Annotated in this window: 19 protein-coding genes; 16 read left to right on the top strand and 3 right to left on the bottom strand. The window is 71.1% G+C overall.

What is annotated here, in order from left to right:
- Nucleotides 1-20: 20 nt before the first annotated feature.
- Nucleotides 21-1,064, bottom strand: coding sequence for a PD-(D/E)XK nuclease family protein (locus ACH4LD_RS13675; RefSeq protein ID WP_398055773.1), 1,044 nt, complete (start codon nucleotides 1,062-1,064; stop codon nucleotides 21-23).
- Between the two features lie 173 nt (nucleotides 1,065-1,237).
- Here ACH4LD_RS13675 and ACH4LD_RS13670 point away from each other — a divergent pair, with 173 nt between their 5' ends.
- The 4 genes from ACH4LD_RS13670 (at nucleotide 1,238) to ACH4LD_RS13655 (ending at nucleotide 5,216) form a co-directional block, all read left to right on the top strand.
- Entirely contained in the window at nucleotides 1,238-3,052 is a 1,815-nt protein-coding gene (locus ACH4LD_RS13670; protein WP_398055774.1) for a site-2 protease family protein, read from the top strand.
- Nucleotides 3,053-3,181: 129 nt separating this feature from the next.
- A complete protein-coding gene (locus ACH4LD_RS13665) occupies nucleotides 3,182-3,346 on the top strand; it encodes a hypothetical protein (protein WP_398055775.1) in 165 nt (54 codons plus the stop codon).
- Between the two features lie 150 nt (nucleotides 3,347-3,496).
- Nucleotides 3,497-4,399 carry a tRNA (adenine-N1)-methyltransferase gene (locus tag ACH4LD_RS13660; protein WP_014671696.1) on the top strand — a complete coding sequence of 301 codons (903 nt, stop codon included), beginning with the start codon at nucleotides 3,497-3,499 and terminating at the stop codon, nucleotides 4,397-4,399.
- 235 nt (nucleotides 4,400-4,634) lie between these two features.
- Complete coding sequence (locus tag ACH4LD_RS13655) at nucleotides 4,635-5,216, top strand: hypothetical protein (protein WP_398055776.1); 582 nt, start codon at nucleotides 4,635-4,637, stop codon at nucleotides 5,214-5,216.
- Between the two features lie 7 nt (nucleotides 5,217-5,223).
- Here ACH4LD_RS13655 and ACH4LD_RS13650 read toward each other — a convergent pair whose 3' ends face one another.
- The gene (locus tag ACH4LD_RS13650; RefSeq protein ID WP_041665048.1) at nucleotides 5,224-5,526 is read right to left on the bottom strand and encodes a ferredoxin; all 303 of its coding nucleotides are present in this window, start codon (nucleotides 5,524-5,526) and stop codon (nucleotides 5,224-5,226) included.
- A 520-nt stretch (nucleotides 5,527-6,046) separates the two neighbouring features.
- On the opposite strand from ACH4LD_RS13650, the gene arc reads away from it, so the two are divergent.
- The 6 genes from arc (at nucleotide 6,047) to prcA (ending at nucleotide 12,199) form a co-directional block, all read left to right on the top strand.
- Nucleotides 6,047-7,813: a proteasome ATPase gene (gene arc / locus ACH4LD_RS13645; protein ID WP_014671692.1), complete on the top strand. Its 1,767-nt coding sequence runs from the start codon at nucleotides 6,047-6,049 to the stop codon at nucleotides 7,811-7,813.
- 232 nt (nucleotides 7,814-8,045) lie between these two features.
- Nucleotides 8,046-9,557: a depupylase/deamidase Dop gene (gene dop, locus ACH4LD_RS13640; RefSeq protein ID WP_398055777.1), complete on the top strand. Its 1,512-nt coding sequence runs from the start codon at nucleotides 8,046-8,048 to the stop codon at nucleotides 9,555-9,557.
- Between the two features lie 172 nt (nucleotides 9,558-9,729).
- Complete coding sequence (locus ACH4LD_RS13635; RefSeq protein WP_030608326.1) at nucleotides 9,730-9,948, top strand: ubiquitin-like protein Pup; 219 nt, start codon at nucleotides 9,730-9,732, stop codon at nucleotides 9,946-9,948.
- Nucleotides 9,949-10,072: 124 nt separating this feature from the next.
- Entirely contained in the window at nucleotides 10,073-10,585 is a 513-nt protein-coding gene (locus tag ACH4LD_RS13630) for an endonuclease VII domain-containing protein (RefSeq protein WP_398055778.1), read from the top strand.
- Nucleotides 10,537-11,382: a proteasome subunit beta gene (gene prcB, locus ACH4LD_RS13625; protein WP_132786453.1), complete on the top strand. Its 846-nt coding sequence runs from the start codon at nucleotides 10,537-10,539 to the stop codon at nucleotides 11,380-11,382. The genes ACH4LD_RS13630 and prcB overlap by 49 nt, the downstream gene beginning before the upstream one ends.
- 61 nt (nucleotides 11,383-11,443) lie before the next feature.
- Nucleotides 11,444-12,199 carry a proteasome subunit alpha gene (prcA, locus tag ACH4LD_RS13620; protein WP_103812393.1) on the top strand — a complete coding sequence of 252 codons (756 nt, stop codon included), beginning with the start codon at nucleotides 11,444-11,446 and terminating at the stop codon, nucleotides 12,197-12,199.
- Nucleotides 12,200-12,259: 60 nt separating this feature from the next.
- On the opposite strand, the gene ACH4LD_RS13615 is transcribed toward prcA, so the two are convergent.
- On the bottom strand, nucleotides 12,260-13,279 hold the full coding sequence (locus ACH4LD_RS13615) for a LacI family DNA-binding transcriptional regulator (protein ID WP_398055779.1): 1,020 nt from the start codon (nucleotides 13,277-13,279) through the stop codon (nucleotides 12,260-12,262).
- A gap of 115 nt (nucleotides 13,280-13,394) precedes the next feature.
- Here ACH4LD_RS13615 and ACH4LD_RS13610 point away from each other — a divergent pair, with 115 nt between their 5' ends.
- The 6 genes from ACH4LD_RS13610 to ACH4LD_RS13585 all read left to right on the top strand — a co-directional run bounded on the left by ACH4LD_RS13610 (nucleotide 13,395) and on the right by ACH4LD_RS13585 (nucleotide 19,764).
- Nucleotides 13,395-14,654: an MFS transporter gene (locus ACH4LD_RS13610; RefSeq protein WP_398055780.1), complete on the top strand. Its 1,260-nt coding sequence runs from the start codon at nucleotides 13,395-13,397 to the stop codon at nucleotides 14,652-14,654.
- Nucleotides 14,655-14,663: 9 nt separating this feature from the next.
- Nucleotides 14,664-16,025 (top strand): Pup--protein ligase, encoded by a 1,362-nt coding sequence (pafA, locus tag ACH4LD_RS13605; protein WP_398055781.1) that lies wholly within the window; start codon nucleotides 14,664-14,666, stop codon nucleotides 16,023-16,025.
- A gap of 143 nt (nucleotides 16,026-16,168) precedes the next feature.
- Nucleotides 16,169-17,173 (top strand): FKBP-type peptidyl-prolyl cis-trans isomerase, encoded by a 1,005-nt coding sequence (locus ACH4LD_RS13600; RefSeq protein WP_398055782.1) that lies wholly within the window; start codon nucleotides 16,169-16,171, stop codon nucleotides 17,171-17,173.
- Between the two features lie 87 nt (nucleotides 17,174-17,260).
- Nucleotides 17,261-17,632: an FKBP-type peptidyl-prolyl cis-trans isomerase gene (locus ACH4LD_RS13595; RefSeq protein WP_103812397.1), complete on the top strand. Its 372-nt coding sequence runs from the start codon at nucleotides 17,261-17,263 to the stop codon at nucleotides 17,630-17,632.
- A 148-nt stretch (nucleotides 17,633-17,780) separates the two neighbouring features.
- Complete coding sequence (locus tag ACH4LD_RS13590) at nucleotides 17,781-18,734, top strand: WYL domain-containing protein (protein ID WP_132786459.1); 954 nt, start codon at nucleotides 17,781-17,783, stop codon at nucleotides 18,732-18,734.
- A gap of 13 nt (nucleotides 18,735-18,747) precedes the next feature.
- Nucleotides 18,748-19,764, top strand: a complete 1,017-nt coding sequence (locus tag ACH4LD_RS13585; protein ID WP_398055783.1) for a helix-turn-helix transcriptional regulator — start codon at nucleotides 18,748-18,750, stop codon at nucleotides 19,762-19,764.
- Nucleotides 19,765-19,836: the final 72 nt, after the last annotated feature.

The raw sequence follows: 19,836 nt of genomic DNA, 5'->3' as shown, positions 1-19,836 counted from the left end.
CCTGCCGGCGATTTCCGGGCTCACACGGTCCCGGGCCCCGCCGTGACCGGCAGCGGGTAGGGCGGGGGAGTGCCGCCGAACTCCGGGCAGTGCGCCTGGTGGTCGCACCAGCCGCACAGCTTGGTGGGCCGCGGCCGCCAGTTCCCGGTCTCCGTGGCCTGCTTGATGGCCTCCCACAGCGCGTGCAGCTTGCGCTCCACCCGCTCCAGGTCGGCGAGGACGGGGTCGTACGTCAACACGTCCCCGCTGCCCAGGTACACGAGCTGCAGCCGGCGCGGGACGACCCGCTTCAGCCGCCACACCACCAGGGCGTAGAACTTCATCTGGAACAGCGCGCCCTCGGCGTACTCGGGGCGGGGGGCCTTGCCCGTCTTGTAGTCGACGATCCGCACCTCGCCGGTCGGCGCCACGTCCACCCGGTCGATGATCCCGCGCAGCCGCAGCCCCGACTCCAGCTCGGCCTCCACGAACAGCTCCCGCTCGGCCGGCTCCAGCCGCGTCGGGTCCTCCAGCGTGAACCAGCGCTCCACGAGCCGCTCGGCCTCGGCGAGCCAGCCGGCCAGCCGCTCCCCCTCGGGGTCGTCGGCGAACAGCTCGGTCACCTCCGGGCGGCTCTCGCGCAGCCTGTCCCACTGCCCCGGGATCAGCGCCTTGGCGCGGGGCGCGGTCCGCTCCCCGGCGGGCGCGTCGAACAGCCGCTCCAGCACGGCGTGCACCAGCGTGCCCCGCGTCGCCGCCTCGCTCGGCTTCTCCGGCAGCCGGTCGATCACCCGGAACCGGTACAGCAACGGGCACTGCATGAAGTCACTGGCCCGGGAGGGCGACAAGGAGGTCGGCGCGATGGCGCTCCGCTCCTCGCCCGCACCGGCCGCGGCCGGGGACGGGACCGGGGCCGTCTGCGGTGCCGCGGCCGGGACCGGGGCCGTCTGTGGCGCCGCTTCCCCCGCCGGTTCCGTGGCCGCGGGCATCGCGGGCTCCGGCGTCCGGGGTGGGGTGGCCGGGGGCGTCCGCACGGCGTCGCCCGGCTGCGCCGCCGCCTCGTCGATGCTGCTGTCCATGCCCACAGACCTTACGGCCCACCACTGACAGTGACCCAGTCGCCGCACGCGTCCACCGCGCGTCCCCGGGGCGAACACGGGGGGTGCCGGGGCGAAACGTGCCACCACGGCCGCATACCATCGACAGGAGACCCTTCCGTCCGGCAGGTGCGGAAGGACGCTTCGAACGAGGGGACACCGTGGACGTGAGCGGCGGGAGCGGGCAGCCGCGGTCCGGCAACGACGAGCCGGCCGAGCACTCCGCTGACCCTACGGCCCCGGCGACCGGACCCACCGACCCCCCGGGCCCGGAGCCCGGACCCCCGCGCCCCGCCGACCGAGCCGGCAACGGCACCGAGGAGCCGGCACCGGCGCCCACCGGACGCCCCGGCGCCACCGACCGGCCGGCGGAAGAGGCCACGGCGAGCAGCCCCGGTACGGACGGTGCCGATGGCACCGACAGCACCGGCGGTGACGGCGATTCGGGCGGCCGGGCCAGTGCGGACGACCGTACGAGCGGCAGCACCGCTGACACGGCCGCGGCCATCACGCCCGAGGCGACGGCCCCCGCGTCCGACGCGGACAGGGCGCGGGAAGCGGACAGTGCTCCCGGCCCGGACGGCACTCCCGGTGTCCACACCCCGGCCGAGCCGGACCACCGGACCCCGGACCACCGCACCCCGGAGCAGCGGACCCCGGACCACGGGACCCCGGACCACCAGACCCCAGACCACCAAGCCCCGGACGACACCCCCCGGCCCGACACCGCCCCGGCCCCCACGCACCACACTGCCGCCCCCGAGCACCGTTCCCTCGCCCACTCCGGCATCGCCAAGGGCGAGCCGCCCGAGCCGCGGCCCAAGGAGCCCGGTGGCGGCATTCTCATGGGCCGCCCCTTCGGCGTCCCCGTCTACGTCGCGCCGAGCTGGTTCCTCGTCGCCGCGCTGATCACCTGGGTCTTCGGCGGACAGCTCGACCGCGTGCTGCCCGAGCTGGGCGCCGCCCGCTACCTGGTCTCCCTCTTCTTCGCGGTCGCCTTCTACGCCTCCGTACTGGTCCACGAGCTGGCCCACACGGTCGCCGCGATCCGCTTCAAGCTCCCGGTCCGCCGCATCCAGCTCCAGTTCTTCGGCGGCGTCTCGGAGATCGAGAAGGAGGCCGAGACCCCGGGCCGGGAATTCGTGCTGGCCTTCGTCGGCCCGCTGCTCTCCCTCGTCCTGACCGGCCTGTTCTACCTCGCCATGAGGCCCGTGGAGCCCGGCACCGTACCCGGTGTCCTGCTGGCCGGGCTGATGGTCTCCAACCTCATCGTGGCGATCTTCAACCTCCTGCCCGGCCTCCCGCTCGACGGCGGCCGCATGCTCCGCGCCGTCGTGTGGAAGATCAGCGGCAAGCCGATGACCGGCACGGTCGCGGCCGCCTGGGTCGGCCGCGCGCTCGCCGTCTCCGTCCTGATCGGCCTGCCCCTGCTCAACCAGTCCGGCGCCCTCGGCGGCAGCGGCGAGGACGTGGGCGGCATGGACACCGTCACCGACGCCCTGCTCGCCGCCATCCTCGCCGCGATCATCTGGACCGGCGCCGGCAACAGCCTGCGCATGGCCCGGCTGCGCGAACACCTCCCCGAGCTGCGCGCCCGCACCCTCACCCGGCGGGCCGTGCCGGTGGAGAACGACACCCCGCTCTCCGAGGCACTGCGCCGCGCCAACGCCGCCGGGGCCCGCGCCCTGGTCGTGGTCGACGCCGACGGCACCCCGCTCTCGCTGGTCCGCGAGGCCGCCATCGTCGGCGTGCCCGAGCACCGCCGCCCCTGGGTCGCCGTCAGCGGCCTCGCCCAGGAGCTGACCGACGGCATGCGGGTCTCCGCCGAGCTGGCCGGCGAAGAACTGCTGGACGTGCTGCGCGCCACCCCGGCCACCGAGTACCTGGTGGTGGAGGAGACCGGCGAGATCTACGGCGTCCTGTCCGCCGCCGACGTGGAACGGGCCTTCGTCAGGGCCATGGCAAGACCGGCCTGACAGGGTCCGGGGCCGGGGCGCCCGGCACGGGCCACCGGGAACCGCGCGCCCGGCCCGCACCGTCGGTACGCACGCTCCCCCCGCCCCTGGGTCGCCGTCAGCGGCCTCGCCCAGGAGCTGACCGACGGCATGCGGGTCTCCGCCGAGCTGGCCGGCGAAGAACTGCTGGACGTGCTGCGCGCCACCCCGGCCACCGAGTACCTGGTGGTGGAGGAGACCGGCGAGATCTACGGCGTCCTGTCCGCCGCCGACGTGGAACGGGCCTTCGTCAGGGCCATGGCAAGACCGGCCTGACAGGGTCCGGGGCCGGGGCGCCCGGCACGGGCCACCGGGAACCGCGCGCCCGGCCGCGCCCGGCCGCGCCCGGCCCGCACCGTCGGTACGCACGCTCCCCCCGCCCCTCCGCCGGTCAAGCCCCCGGCAGGGAACCGGTAGGCTGGTCACATGTCCGAACCGACCGGTGCCGCCCGCAGGCGCGGGCCCTTCAAGGTCGGGGACCAGGTACAGCTGACCGACCCCAAGGGTCGCCACTACACGTTCACGCTCGAAGCCGGGAAGAACTTCCACACCCACAAGGGCTCCTTCCCGCACGACGAACTGATCGGCGCTCCCGAGGGCAGCGTTGTCCGGACCACCGGCAACGTCGCCTACCTCGCGCTGCGCCCCCTGCTCCCCGACTACGTCCTGTCCATGCCCCGCGGGGCAGCCGTCGTCTACCCGAAGGACGCGGGGCAGATCCTCGCCTTCGCCGACATCTTCCCCGGCGCCCGCGTCGTGGAGGCCGGCGTCGGCTCCGGCTCGCTCAGCAGCTTCCTGCTGCGGGCCATCGGCGACCAGGGCATGCTCCACTCCTACGAGCGCCGCGAGGACTTCGCCGACATCGCCCGGCAGAACGTGGAGCGCTACTTCGGCGGCCCGCACCCCGCCTGGCAGCTCACCGTCGGCGACCTCCAGGACAACCTGTCCGACACCGACGTCGACCGTGTCATCCTCGACATGCTCGCCCCCTGGGAGTGCCTGGAGGCCGTCTCCAAGGCGCTCGTCCCCGGCGGCATCCTGTGCTGCTACGTGGCCACCACCACCCAGCTCGCCCGGACCGTGGAGTCCATCCGGGAGATCGGCTGCTTCAACGAGCCGACCGCCTGGGAGACCATGATCCGCAACTGGCACATCGAGGGCCTGGCCGTCCGCCCGGACCACCGGATGATCGGCCACACCGGCTTCCTGCTCACCGCCCGCCGCCTCGCGGACGGCGTCGAGCCGCCCATGCGCCGCCGCCGCCCCGCGAAGGGCGCCTACGGCGAGGACTACGCCGGACCGAACGCCGACGGCGGCGCCGGCCGCTGACCGGGCGCACACCCGTACAACGCGAGGGCGCCGTGCCCGAGTTCCCGGCCGCATCCGGGAACTCGGCCACGGCGCACTTTCGTTGACACGGCACCAGCACCGATGCCTTCCCCCGCGCGCGTGCGCCCGCGCACGATCCGGCCGGGAATCCCGGACCCCGCCGTTCCCGCGCACTGTGACGTGTGGCACCATGCAGCCCATCCCACCGGCACAGCCCTCACAGGAGACGCTCCTCGTGCAGCAATCCGCCGTTCCGGAGCTCGCGCACACCCAGACCCGGCCCATCCACTGGGTCGCCACCGCCACGGCCGTCGCGGGTGTCGTGGCCCTCGCCTCCGTCGTCCAGCCCGGACCGGCCACGGCCGCCCAGTCGGCCCCCGCCGCCAAGGGCAGGTCCGCCGCCGCGGCCGCAGCGCCGCCGGACACGGCCGGTGTGCGGTTCCCGCTGGACTGCGGCCCCGTGAAGGCGGTGGTCGCCAAGAAGGCCACCGGAGACCTGGACGGCGACGGCAGGCCGGAGACCGTCGCGGTGGTGCACTGCGACGCCCCCATGGGCACCCCGCCCGACGGGGTCTACGTCCTCACCCGCTCCGCGGACGGCGGCAAGCCCCGCGTGGTCGCCACCCTCGTCGAACCGAAGGAACGGCTCACGGTCACCGACTTCGCCCTCCGCGCGCGTGCGGTATCCGCAACGCTGCTCGGCTACTCCTCGGACGCCGTGCCCAGTTGCTGCCCGGACGTGAAGACCCCGGCCTCGTGGCGGTGGAACGGCAGCGCCTTCCTGCGCTCCACCCCGGCCGGGACCCAGAGCGTCTGAACCGGGCTCACTCCGCGTCGGGCCCGTACACCTCGACCTTGTCCGAAACCCGGCGTACGTGGATGCACTCGCCGGGACACTCCTTCGCCGAGTCCACCACGTCGGTCAGCAGCGGCAGCGGCACCGGCGTGGTCGCCCCGGGGGCCTGGAGCAGCTCGTCGTCCGCGCCCTTCACATAGGCCAGCCCGTCGATGTCCAGCTCGAACACCTCCGGGGCGTACTGGGCGCAGATCCCGTCGCCGGTACACAGGTCCTGGTCGATCCAGACCTCCAGCGCCTCGCCGCCCGGGGCCTCCTGCTGCACGGTCATCTCTCCTGCCGTCGGTTCGCCGGGCGGCTCCGGCACCCCGAGGGCCAGCCGGGTCCGCTCCAGCGGCTGTTGAACACCCTCGACCCTACCTCCGCCCGGTTTGTTGCCGTGTGGGACCGGTGCGGGGTTTCCGGCCCGGCCCGCTCGGGTACCAGCGCCGGACCGGGAAAGGGGTTCCCCGGCGGCCGGGTCGATCACTTCAGGCCGCCACGGCGGTGACACCATCCGCCGCTGCCGTCGCTCTGCGTGATGATCGTACGAGCGCTCTGTGTGCTGCCCGGATACGGGCCGATCGGTCGGGTGCGGACAACTCCGGTCAGTGATGAAGGGATTCGACCACGCCATGCATGGAACAAGCTGCTTTCCCTTCACGTTGAGTGGGTATCCCCTCCGTGCGAGGGAGTGTGCACCGGGTGACCGACGACACACCTTGACAGTCTTTGTGATCTAGGGGTTTCAATCGACACCAGCCCAGGTAGGGTCTGGAAGCGTCCAGCTCCCCTTGGAGGAGGTGAGGACCGTGGCAGCCCACGACGACGACATGAACCGCGGCATCCGCCCGGGACGCGGGTCCGACGACCCGGCCGGGCAGATCGCCTACCTTGAGCAGGAGATCGCCGTCCTGCGCCGCAAGCTCGCCGACTCTCCGCGCCACACGAGGATTCTCGAAGAGCGGATCGTCGAGCTGCAGACCAACCTGGCCGGCGTGTCCGCCCAGAACGAGCGACTGGCCAACACCCTCCGCGAGGCCCGCGACCAGATCGTGGCCCTCAAGGAGGAGGTCGACCGGCTCGCCCAGCCACCGGCCGGCTTCGGTGTCTTCCTGCAGGCCAACGAGGACGGCACCGCCGATATCTTCACCGGCGGCCGCAAGCTCCGGGTGAACGTCAGCCCCAGCGTCGAGGTCGACGAGCTGCGGCGCGGCCAGGAGGTCATGCTCAACGAAGCGCTCAACGTGGTCGAGGCCATGGAGTTCGAGCGCGTCGGCGACATCGTCACCCTCAAGGAGATCCTGGAGGACGGCGAGCGCGCCCTGGTACTCGGGCACACCGACGAGGAGCGGGTGGTACGGCTCGCCGAGCCGCTGCTGGACGTCACCATCCGCGCCGGCGACGCGTTGCTGCTCGAACCCCGCTCCGGCTACGTCTACGAGGTCGTGCCCAAGAGCGAGGTCGAGGAACTGGTCCTCGAAGAGGTCCCCGACATCGGCTACGAGCAGATCGGCGGCCTCGGCAACCAGATCGAGGCCATCCGGGACGCGGTCGAGCTGCCGTACCTCTACCCGGACCTGTTCAAGGAGCACGAGCTGCGCCCGCCCAAGGGCGTCCTGCTCTACGGCCCGCCCGGCTGCGGCAAGACGCTCATCGCCAAGGCCGTGGCGAACTCGCTGGCCAAGAAGGTCGCCGAGGTCACCGGCCAGGCCGCGGGCAAGAGCTTCTTCCTGAACATCAAGGGCCCCGAGCTGCTCAACAAGTACGTCGGCGAGACCGAGCGGCAGATCCGCCTCGTCTTCCAGCGTGCCCGTGAGAAGGCCAGCGAGGGCACCCCCGTGATCGTCTTCTTCGACGAGATGGAATCCCTCTTCCGCACCCGCGGCTCCGGTGTCAGCTCGGACGTGGAGAACACCATCGTCCCCCAGCTGCTCGCCGAGATCGACGGCGTGGAGGGCCTGCAGAACGTGGTCGTGATCGGCGCCTCCAACCGCGAGGACATGATCGACCCCGCCATCCTGCGCCCCGGCCGGCTCGATGTGAAGATCAAGATCGAGCGCCCGGACGCGGAGGCGGCGAAGGACATCTTCGGCAAGTACCTCACCGAACGTCTGCCGCTGCACGCGGACGACCTCGCCGAACACGGCGGCGACAAGGGCTCCACGGTCCAGGGCATGATCCAGACCGCGGTCGAGCACATGTACGCCGAATCCGAGGAGAACCGCTTCCTGGAGGTCACCTACGCCAACGGTGACAAGGAAGTCCTGTACTTCAAGGACTTCAACTCCGGCGCCATGATCGAGAACATCGTGGGCCGCGCCAAGAAGATGGCGATCAAGGACTTCCTGGAGAAGAGCCAGAAGGGCCTCCGCGTCTCGCACCTGCTCCAGGCCTGCGTGGACGAGTTCAAGGAGAACGAGGACCTGCCCAACACCACCAACCCGGACGACTGGGCCCGGATCTCCGGAAAGAAGGGCGAGCGGATCGTGTACATCCGTACCCTCATCACCGGAAAGCAGGGCGCGGACACCGGACGCTCCATCGACACGGTGGCGAACACCGGTCAGTACCTGTAACGGCAGGGCGGCTGCGGGTGCCCTCACCGGGTACCCGCAGCCGACTGTTTTTCGGGCCACGACCGGAGCAGCCAATGACGCAAATGATCTCCCCACCAGCGCAAAGGCGTTCTAGGCTCGTTCCTGCCGCCGAGTCGCGCCGTGCGGGGACGGGCACCGCACACGCACCGGAGCGCCAGCGGTACGTGAGCGGCGCCCACGACCGAGGGTGCCGCCGGGCAAGGAGGGCCGCATGACCGTACGGCGAGTAATGGGCATCGAGACGGAGTACGGGATCTCCGTCCCCGGCCACCCGAACGCCAATGCCATGCTCACCTCGTCCCAGATCGTCAACGCCTACGCGGCGGCGATGCACCGGGCCCGCCGGGCCCGCTGGGACTTCGAGGAGGAGAACCCGCTGCGCGACGCGCGAGGCTTCGACCTCGCCCGGGAGACCGCCGACGCCAGCCAGCTCACCGACGAGGACATCGGGCTGGCCAACGTGATCCTCACCAACGGCGCGCGTCTCTACGTCGACCACGCCCACCCCGAGTACAGCGCGCCCGAGGTCACCAACCCCCGCGACGCCGTCCTCTGGGACAAGGCCGGCGAGCGCATCATGGCCGAGGCCGCCGAGCGCGCCGCGCAGCTGCCCGGTGCCCAGCCGATCCACCTCTACAAGAACAACACCGACAACAAGGGCGCCTCCTACGGCACGCACGAGAACTACCTGATGAAGCGGGAGACCCCCTTCTCGGACATCGTGCGCCACCTCACGCCCTTCTTCGTCTCCCGCCAGGTCTTCGCCGGAGCCGGCCGCGTCGGCATCGGCCAGGACGGGCACGAGCACGGCTTCCAGATCAGCCAGCGCGCGGACTACTTCGAGGTCGAGGTCGGCCTGGAGACCACCCTCAAGCGGCCGATCATCAACACCCGCGACGAGCCGCACGCGGACGCCGAGAAGTACCGGCGGCTGCACGTGATCATCGGCGACGCGAACCTCTCCGAGATCTCGACGTACCTCAAGCTGGGCACGACCGCCCTGGTCCTGTCCATGATCGAGGACGGCTTCATCGCCGTGGACCTCGCCGTCGACCAGCCCGTGCGCACCCTCCACCAGGTCTCGCACGACCCGTCGCTCAAGCGCCTGGTCACCCTGCGCAGCGGGCGCACCCTCACCGCGGTCCAGTTGCAGATGGAGTACTTCGAGCTGGCCCGCAAGTACGTCGAGGAGCGCTTCGGCGCCGACGCCGACGACCAGACCAAGGACGTCCTCAGCCGCTGGGAGGACACCCTCACCCGGCTGGAGAACGACCCGATGAGCCTGGCCGGCGAGCTGGACTGGGTCGCCAAGCGGGAGCTGATGGAGGGCTACCGCCGCCGCGACAACCTGGACTGGGACGCGGCCCGGCTGCACCTGGTCGACCTCCAGTACGCGGACGTACGCGCCGAGAAGGGCCTGTACAACCGCCTGGTGGCCCGCGGACGCATGAAGCGGCTGCTGGACGAGTCCGAGGTCGACAGGGCCCGTACGAAGCCGCCGGAGGACACACGCGCATACTTCCGCGGACGCTGCCTGGAGCAGTACGCGGACGACGTCGCGGCCGCCTCCTGGGACTCGGTCATCTTCGACCTCCCCGGCCGCGACTCGCTCCAGCGCGTTCCAACCCTGGAACCGCTACGCGGAACGCGAAATCACGTCAAGGAGCTCCTGGACCGCTGCCGTACCGCGGAAGACCTGGTCAGGGTCCTGTCCGGCGGGTGAGCGGAGCCAGGGGGGTACTCGGTGCGCCCGGGCGGCCGGGGTGGAAACCCCACCGCCCGGGAATCATCGGGGTGGCCCCCGTACGTTGCAGAAACTGCGGGGCCGATGTCGGACCCGGCTTGTAGGGTCTGATCATCACCGATCGGCAGGCGAACTGAGCGGGGTGAGGGTTATGGCAACCAAGGACACCGGCGGCGGCCAGCAGAAGGCCACGCGGTCCACCGAGGAGGTCGAGGAGCAGGCGCAGGACGCGCAGGCCTCGGAGGACCTCAAGGAACGACACGAGAAGCTGAGCGACGACGTGGACTCGGTTCTGGACGAGATCGACGACGTACTCGAAGAGAATGCTGAGGATTTCGTGAGGTCGTTCGTTCAGAAGGGTGGGCAGTAGAGCCCCTTTGCCTTCGGATCGAAGGTTCGGGGCGGGGGTTCGGGTAGTGGAAGAGACGGAGCTGCGGCGCTGCTCGCGGTGCAAGCGCAACCTGCCGCGGGCAGCTTTCGCTGCAAACCGGTCGATGCCCGACGGTCTTCAGGCGTACTGCCGTGAGTGCTCTGCCGAGTACTACCGGCAGCGCCGGCAGGCCAAGGGCAGGGTGGTTCGGCAGCGGGTGCCGGTCCCCCCGGGGCACAAGCGGTGTCCGCAGTGCGAAGCGATCAAACCCCACTCCGAGTGGGAGCCCAACAAGTCGTCCTCGGATGGCTGGTCCAGTTACTGCCGTACGTGCCGAGCAGAACGGAACCGCATCAGCTACTTCAAGCGGAAGTACGGCCTCACGCCGTCTGAGCTGGACGCCATGATCGCGGAGCAGCGAGGCATCTGTTGCATCTGTCTCGCGGCCTCCGCCGAGCATGTGGATCACTGCCATGAGACGGGTAGGGTCCGTGGCGTACTGTGCTTCAGCTGCAACGCAGCGCTGGGGCAGTTCAAGGATCGGCCCGATGTCATAAGGCGGGCTGCTGTATACGTGGAAGGAAACTCGTGGAAGCCAACTCTCGTGGCACCGGGCGTCTACCAGCTGCCTTCCTGACGCCAGGATCCTCTTCGTTCATGGACTTCCTCGCCGAGCACCAGCCCGAGCTGCTGCCCGGCAACCGGCAGCTGCCGCCCACCAAGGGCGTGATCGAGGCGCCGCACGGCACGACCATCGTGGCCGTGACCTTCCCCGGTGGCGTGGTGCTCGCCGGTGACCGCCGGGCCACGATGGGCAATGTGATCGCGCAGCGGGACATCGAGAAGGTGTTCCCGGCCGACGAGTACTCGGCCGTGGGTATCGCCGGCACCGCCGGCCTGGCCGTCGAGATGGTCAAGCTGTTCCAGCTGGAGCTGGAGCACTTCGAGAAGGTCGAGGGTGCCCAGCTGTCCCTGGAGGGCAAGGCGAACCGGCTGTCGACCATGATCCGTTCCAACCTCGGCATGGCCATGCAGGGCCTGGCCGTGGTGCCCCTATTCGCGGGGTACGACCTGGACCGCGAGAAGGGGCGCATCTTCTCCTACGACGTCACGGGCGGCCGTTCCGAGGAGCACAACTTCGCGGCGACGGGCTCCGGCTCGATCTTCGCGCGCGGTGCGATGAAGAAGCTGTTCCGTGACAACCTCACCGAGGAGCAGGCCACCACCCTCGTGGTGCAGGCTCTCTACGACGCGGCTGACGACGACTCGGCGACCGGTGGTCCCGATGTCGCCCGCCGGATCTACCCGATCATCACCGTGATCACCGAGGACGGCTTCCGCCGGCTCACCGAGGACGAGTCGTCCGAGATCGCCCGCGCGGTGCTCCAGAGGCGCCTGGAGGAGCCCGACGGCCCCAAGGCCGCCCTGCTCTGACCGCGGGCCCGGTTCTTATCAAGGTGATCCAGTGACCATGACAGAAAGGGACGGATAACCGGTGTCGACGCCGTTCTATGTCTCACCCCAGCAGGCCATGGCCGACCGGGCGGAGTACGCCCGCAAGGGCATCGCCCGCGGCCGCAGCCTGGTCGTGCTGCAGTACGCCGACGGCATCGTCTTCGTCGGCGAGAACCCGTCCCGCGCGCTGCACAAGTTCAGCGAGATCTACGACCGGATCGGCTTCGCGGCGGCCGGCAAGTACAACGAGTACGAGAACCTGCGCATCGGCGGTGTCCGCTACGCCGACCTGCGCGGCTACACCTACGACCGCGACGACGTCACCGCCCGGGGCCTGGCCAACGTCTACGCCCAGACGCTGGGCACGATCTTCTCCTCCGCGGCCGAGAAGCCGTACGAGGTGGAGCTGGTGGTGGCCGAGGTGGGGGAGACCCCCGAGGGCGACCAGATCTACCGGCTGCCGCACGACGGCTCCATCGTGGACGAGCACGGCTCGGTCGCGGTGGGCGGCAACGCGGAGCAGATCAGCAGCTTCCTGGATCAGCGCCACCGCGACGGCATGAGCCTCGCCGAGGCCCTCAAGCTGGCCGTGCAGGCCCTGTCCCGGGACACCAACGGCAGCGAGCGGGAGATCCCCGCCGAGCGCCTGGAGGTCGCCGTGCTGGATCGTACGCGGCCGCAGAAGCGCAAGTTCAAGCGCATCGTCGGCCGCCAGCTCGCGCGTCTGCTGGCTGCGGACGGCGCGAGCACGGAGGCGGAGAGCGCGGACGGCTCCGAGGACTCCGAGGAGGAGTAGCCGCCTGCGGCAGATATCGCCGGGTGCCCCGGCCGGATCTCCGGTCGGGGCACCCGGCTTTCACGCGGACGCGCGCGGTGGGGCCGTGGAGCCCCGGACGACCAGTTCGACGGAGATGTCCCCGCCCTCCGGCTCCCGGCCCTCCAGGACCGCCAGCAGGGCCCGCATGCCCCGTTCTCCGAACAGCTCGGCGTCCAGCCGTACCGTCGTGAGCTCGGGGTCGATGGCGGTGGCAAGGGCCAGGTCGTCCAGGCCGGTGACGGACATGTCGTCCGGGACGCGCAGCCCCAGGCGGCGCAGAGCCTTGTAGGCGCCGGCGGCGAGCTTGTCGTCGTCGCAGACCACCGCCGTCGGCCGGGGGCCCGGCGCGGTGAGCGCGGCCTCGGTGGCGGCGAGCGCGCCCTCGATGGAGATCGGGGCCCGGGCCGTACGGACCTCGGTGCCCGGCACGGCGGCCAGGCGCGCGGCCAGCTCCCTCGCGCGCACCTCGAAGGTCCAGGACGGCACGTCGGCGGCGAGGTGCAGCACCCGCCGGTGGCCGAGGCCCAGCAGATGGGCGGCGACCTGCCGGACGCCGTCGGCGATGTCCAGGTTCACGGTGGCGGCGCCCAGGTTGCCCGCCGGGTCGCTGTCGAGCATGACCAGGGGCAGCTGGTCGCCCCGGATCGCGGTGAGGGCGTCGGCGGCCATGGAGGAGGCGATGACGCCGTCCAGGGCGGCCTGCGCGGAGGCGAAGGGGTCGCGGGCGGGGCCGATGCCCTCGGGCGAGGGGTAGAGCACCACGCCGAAGCCGTGTTCGGCCGCGACGCGCGCGGCGCCGGTGTAGACGCCGGCGAAGAACTCCGTCGTCAGGGCGGGCACCACGAGCAGGACGGTACGGGTACGGCCCAGGCGGAGGTTGCGGGCGGCGAGGTTGGGGCGGTAGCCCAGCTCGCGCGCGGCCTCGCGGACGCGCTCGGCGGTGGTCTCGGACACCCGGCCGCGCCATTTGCCGCCCAGGACGAGGGAGACGGCGGCCTGGGAGACCCCGGCCGCCCGGGCGACGTCCCGGCTGGTCGGGCGCGTGCTGCTGCGGGCCACCACTGACTCCCCGTCGTCTGGACGTGCGAACAGCGCACATGGTACGTATGAAGAGGGACGTTATACGTAACACTTCGGGCCGTCACGGCGTCCCGGCGAGCACGGAGGGCAGGACATGGCCACGGGATACCTGGAGATCCTGAGGGCGAGGCACGCCCTGCGGCTGCTCACCGGCACCCTGGTGGGCCGGCTGCCCAACGCCACCGCCGCCATCGCCCTGGTGCTCTTCGTCCGCGCCGAGGGCGGCACCTACAGCCTCGCCGGCGCCCTGGCCGCCGTGTACGGGGTCGCCAACGCCGTCGGCCAGCCCGTGCTGGGCCGCCTCGTGGACCTGTACGGCCAGCCGCGCGTCCAGTTCCCCGCGGCCGTCCTCGCCGCCCTGGCCATGACCCTCTTCGCCTTCTCCGGCACCACACCGCTGCCGCTCGCCTACGCGGCCGTCGCGGCGGCCGGCCTGTTCACCCCGCCCCTGGAGGGCGGCCTGCGCGCCCTGTGGCCGTCCGTGCTGGGCCGCGAGGAGCAGGTGCACACCGCGTACGCCATGGACGCCATCGCGCAGGAGGTGATGTTCACCGTCGGCCCGCTGCTGGTGACCCTGTGCGTGGCCCTGTGGGACGAGCGCGCCGCCCTGCTCGTGCTCAACCTGCTGGGCGTGCTCGGCGCGCTGTCCGTCGTGCTGTCGCCGCCCTCGCGTGCGTGGCGCTCGGCCCCGCGCGAGGCCCACTGGCTGGGTGCCCTGCGCTCGCCCGGCCTGCTCGCGCTGCTCGCCGCCTTCCTGTTCGTCGGCATCGCGCTGGGCTCCATCACGGTCGCCTCGGTGTCGTACGCGGACGGTCACGGCGGCGACGCGGTGTACGGCTGGCTGATGGCCGGGCTGGGCCTCGGGGCGCTGGCCGGCGGCACCGTCTACGGTGCCCGCGCGTGGGGCGGCGCACCCGAACGGCGACTCAGAGTGCTGGTGGCCCTTCTGGCGGTGTGTTATCTGCCGCTGATGCTGGTGCCGGGCGCGGTGGCCATGGTGTTGCTCAGCGTGGTCGCCGGTGTGTTCCTGGCGCCCTGCATCGCCTGCGGGTTCATCATCGTCGACCGGCACGCGCCGAGCGGGACCGTCACCGAGGCGTTCTCCTGGCTCGTGACGACGTTCACCGTGGGTGCCTCGGCGGGAACGGGCCTGGCAGGGCCGGTGGTCCAGGCCGGTGGCACCCTGTGGGGCTTCGCGCTGCCGGGTGCCGCGGGGGCCGTGTCGCTGCTGGTCCTGCTCGCCACCGGACGGGTCCTCGCAGCTCCCGCGCGGGGCGGGATCGTTGCGGCTTCATCGGAAAATGATCCAAATCGTGCTGCCGAACCCCGTTTCAGCTCGGGGGATCGGGCGTAATGTTCCCTCATGGACCGCCGCATTTTCGGGCTGGAGAACGAGTACGGCGTCACGTGCACGTTCAGGGGACAGCGCCGCCTGTCTCCTGACGAGGTGGCGCGGTACCTCTTCCGCCGTGTCGTGTCATGGGGCCGCAGCAGCAATGTCTTTCTGCGAAACGGCGCCCGGCTCTATCTCGACGTGGGCTCACATCCGGAATACGCGACCCCCGAATGTGACAACGTGATCGAACTGGTCACCCACGACAAAGCCGGCGAGCGCATTCTCGAAGGACTCCTGGTGGACGCGGAACGACGCCTGCACGAGGAGGGAATCGCAGGCGACGTCTACCTCTTCAAGAACAACACCGACTCGGCGGGCAACTCCTACGGCTGCCACGAGAACTACCTGGTGGCCCGGCACGGGGAGTTCTCCCGGCTCGCGGACATCCTCATCCCCTTCCTCGTCACCCGGCAGCTGCTGTGCGGCGCCGGCAAGGTGCTCCAGACCCCGCGCGGCGCCGTCTACTGCGTCAGCCAGCGCGCGGAGCACATCTGGGAGGGCGTCTCCTCGGCGACGACCCGCTCCCGGCCCATCATCAACACCCGCGACGAACCCCACGCGGACGCCGAGCGCTACCGCCGGCTGCACGTCATCGTCGGCGACTCGAACATGTCCGAGACGACGATGCTGCTCAAGGTCGGCGCCACCGACCTGGTGCTGCGCATGATCGAGGCCGGCACCGTGATGCGCGACCTCACCCTGGAGAACCCGATCCGGGCGATCCGCGAGGTCAGCCACGACATCACCGGCCGGCGCAAGGTGCGCCTGGCCAGCGGCCGGGAGGCCTCGGCGCTGGAGGTGCAGCGCGAGTACTTCGACAAGGCCGTGGACTTCTGCGACCGCCGGGGCATCCGCACCGGCACGGTCGCGCAGGTCCTGGACCTGTGGGGCCGCACCCTCGAAGCGATCGAGAACGAGGAACTCGACCGCATCGAGACCGAGATCGACTGGGTCATGAAGTACAAGCTCATCGAGCGGTACCGGGCCAGGCACAACATGACGATGTCGCACCCGCGGGTCGCCCAGATAGACCTCGCCTACCACGACATCCACCGCCGTCGTGGCCTGTACTACCTGCTGGAGAAGAAGGGCCAAGCCGCCCGCGTCTGCAACGACTTGAAGATCTTCGAGGGCAAGTCGGTTCCCCCGCAGACCACTCGCGCCCGGCTGCGCGGCGACTTCATCCGGCGGGCACAGGAACAGCGCAGGGACTTCACGGTCGACTGGGTGCACCTCAAGCTCAACGACCAGGCACAGCGCACCGTGTTGTGCAAGGACCCGTTCCGTTCGGTGGACGACCGGGTGGAGAAGCTCATCGCAGGAATGTAGCCACCGGGAGGTGGGTCAGGCGTTCCGGCATATCCGTGCCGGAACGCCACACGGGCGCCGTACGTTTCCCGTACGGCGCCCTGCTCAAGTCGTAGAGTTGCGCGCACGCCATCCGCAAGATCGACCGATTACGAGGCTCTTCCGTGCGCCGACGCTCACTCCTCCTCGCCGCCGTTCCCGCAGGACTGGTCACGCTCGCCGGATGCGGTGACGGCAAGTCCGACTCCAGCAAGACCGGAGCCTCACCGTCGGCCACGGCGTCGTCCGCGCCCCCACCCAAGATCGTGGAGGGGCCGCTGCCGGCGGTCACGGCGGGGACGAAGTTCGGCGAGAAGCCGACCGTCGCCAAGGGACCGGGCGACCCGTCGAAGAACCTCGCGGTGAAGACGCTCATCACGGGCAGTGGCCGCACAGTCGCGGAGAACGACTTCATCCAGGCGAACTACCTCGGCCAGATCTGGAGCACGGCCAAGGTCTTCGACAACTCCTACGACCGCAAGCGCCCCCTGGTCATCCAGCTCGCGCAGGGCGGCATCATCGACGGCTGGCGGTACGGCCTCGCGGGCAAGAAGACCGGCAGCCGCGTCCAGATCGCCGTGCCGCCCACCTGGGGCTACGGCACGGAGGGCAACGCGCAGGCGGGCATCAAGGGCACCGACACCCTGGTTTTCGTCATCGACCTGATCGACTCCTTCAACTCCAAGAGCTCGGCCAAGGGCACCCCGGTCCCGCAGAACGACGCCGCCCTGCCGAAGGTGGCCACCAACACCGACGGCCAGGTGCCCAAGGTCACCGTTCCGAAGGCCGATCCGCCGAAGAAGCTCGTGTCGGAGTACGTCCTGGAGGGCGACGGTCCCGAGCTGAAGTCCGACCAGACGGTCCTGTGCCAGTTCCAGGGCCTGGTCTGGGACGGCGGCAAGACCTTCCAGCGGACGTACGGCTCCGGCCGGCTCAGCCAGTTCTCGCTGGAGCAGATGCAGCAGGCGGTCAAGGGCCTCGCCCAGGGTCTGACCGGCAAGAAGGTGGGCAGCCGGGTCCTGATCGTCGTCCCGCCGGACCTGGGGTACGGCGACAACCCGCCGAGCGGCGGAGTCATCAAGAAGGGCGCCACCCTCGTGTTCACCGTGGACATCCTCGCGGCGATGTGACGCCCGGGACACCTGCGGCGGGCGGGAGGCCCGCGATGATGAAAGACTGTCCACGTTTCGTGTCGTACACAAGCAGGAGCTTTTGACGTGAGCATCGACAAGCCCGAGATCGACTTCCCGGGCGGCGAGCCCCCGGCGGACCTGGAGATCAAGGACATCTGGGAGGGCGACGGGCCGGTCGCGCAGGCGGGCCAGAACGTCACCGTGCACTACGTGGGCGTCGCCTTCAGCACCGGCGAGGAGTTCGACGCCAGCTGGAACCGGGGCACCCCGTTCCGCTTCCCGCTGGGTGCCGGCCGGGTCATCAAGGGCTGGGACCAGGGCGTGCAGGGCATGAAGGTCGGTGGCCGCCGCCAGCTGACCATCCCCGCCCACCTCGCCTACGGCAACCAGAGCCCGACCCCGGCGATTAAGCCCGGCGAGACCCTCATCTTCGTGGTCGACCTGCTCGGCGTCTGATCCACGCCCGGTCGGCCGGCCGGGTCCGACCGGAACCGATCACCTGGGGCCCATGCCTGCTCGGGCATGGGCCCTCGGCTTTTGCCACCGCCCCGCGGAGCGGTACGGTCATCGGTCGGAAGCACCATAGGGAAGGCGAAGGGCGTCGATGGCCATTGCCAAGGCCGAGCGGCTGATGAACCTCGCGCTGTGTCTGCTCGGGACGCGGCGGCCGCTCAGCAAGCGGGAGCTGCGCGAGTCCATCGAGGCCTACCTGGAAGCGGGCAGCGACGACTCCTTCAACCGCATGTTCGAGCGGGACAAGGACGACCTGCGGGAATTGGGCCTGGTCATCGAGACCGTCGAGAACCTCGACGGCGAGGTCGGCTACCTCGCCCGCCGCGACAGCAACCGCCTGCCCCCCATCACCCTGGACGCCGAGGAGGCCGCCGCTCTCGGGCTCGCCGCCAAGGTCTGGCAGCAGGCCCGGCTGGCGGGGGCCGCCAGCGGCGCCCTGCAGAAGCTGCGCGCCGCCGGGCTCCCCGAGGACGTCGACCCCTATGAGGCGCACGGCGCCCTGGAGCCGCGCATCCCGGTGCACGAGGCCGCCTTCGAGCCGCTGATGCTGGCCTGCCGCGACCGCCGCCCGGTGGTCTTCGAGTACCGCAAGGCCTCCGCCGCCCGCCCCGAGCCCCGGCACGTCGAGCCGTGGGCGCTGGAGTGCTGGCGCGGCCACTGGTACCTGGCCGGCTTCGACCGCGACCGGGGTGCCGAACGCGTCTTCCGGCTCTCCCGGATCACCGGCAAGGTCCGCTCCCGGGGTACGGGCTTCACCGCGCCCGTGCCGGACGTCGTCACCGTGCGTGAGACCGTCGCGGGGTGGGCCGGTGAGACAGCAGACCGCTCGGCGCTGATCCGGCTGCGCTCCGGCGCCGGTTACCCCCTTCGGGCGAAGGCCACCAAGGTCCGGGAACTCGGCGACGGCTGGGACGAGTTGGAGATTCCGTACGGGCACGGCCTGGACGCCTGGCTGGTGGAGTTCGGCCCGGACGTGGTGGTCCTGGAACCGGCCGAGCTGCGGGCCGACGTGGTGGACCGGCTGCGCGCCGTGGCCAAGGGCTGAGGGGGAGGGGACTGTGGCAGTCAAACCGGCCAGGACGGTCAACGCCATCGACCAGACGCGGCGGATGCTCTCCCTGGTGACGTATCTCAGGGAGCGCCCCGGCGCCCGGATCGCCGACGTGGCGCGGGCCTTCGGCATCACCGAGGACGAGCTGGTCGCCGACCTCGATCTGCTGCCCATGTGCGGCACGAGCTTCCGCGGCGGCGACCTGCTGGACATCGACACCGACGGTGAGCGCATCTGGTGGCACAACCCGGCCGCGCTCGGCGAGGAGGCGGCCGAACCGCTCCGGCTCGCCGCCGACGAGGCCACCGCGCTGCTGGTCGCCGCCCGCGCGGTGTCGACCCTGCCCGGCCTCAGGGAGAGCGACCGCCAGGCCCTGCTGCGGGCCACCGCCAAGGTGGAGGCCGCGGCCGGTGAGGCCGCCGGTGCCAGCTCCCGGCTGTCGGTGACCTTCGAGTCCGAGGGCGGTGTCTTCGCCGACGTCGACCGGGCGATCTCCGAGCGCCGCCGGCTGTGGATCCGCTACTACTCCCCGGCCCGGGACGAGGTCACCGAGCGCGAGATCGACCCGATCCGCCTGGTCAGCGTCGGCCACACCTATGTGGAGGCCTGGTGCCGCCGCTCCGAGGCCCGGCGCACCTTCCGCCTCGACCGGGTCGCCGAGATCAGGATCCTCGACGCGCCCTCGGCCCCGCCCGAGATAGAACTGCGCGACCTCTCCGAGGGACTGGTGCAGCCGGCCGCCGAGGACCCCGAGGTCGTGGTCGAGGTCGGCCCCGGTGGCCGCTGGGTCGCCGAGTACTACCCGCACGACAGCGCCGATGAGCTTTCCGACGGCGGGCTGCGTATCACCCTGCGCGCCCCCGACCCGGCCTCCCTGCGCCGGCTCGCCCTGCGCCTCGGCCGTGACGGCCGGATCGTCTCCCCGCCGGAGCTCGCCGAGAGCGCCCGGAGAGCGGCGGCGGAGGCGCTGGCGGCGTACGACACGGAGCCCCCGGCGGCTCCGGACAGTGAGGCGCGCCCGTAGGGCGCGGGGGACCGCGCGACAAGCCCCCGGGGCGCCGCTGACGTGGAACGGCACTACGCGGCCACTCCCAGC

The sequence above is a fragment of the Streptomyces sp. NPDC017676 genome (assembly GCF_044329325.1).
In the GTDB taxonomy this organism is placed as follows: domain Bacteria; phylum Actinomycetota; class Actinomycetes; order Streptomycetales; family Streptomycetaceae; genus Streptomyces.
The sequence above is the reverse complement of the archived record's forward strand: the minus strand, read 5'-3'. Positions and strand labels throughout refer to the sequence as shown.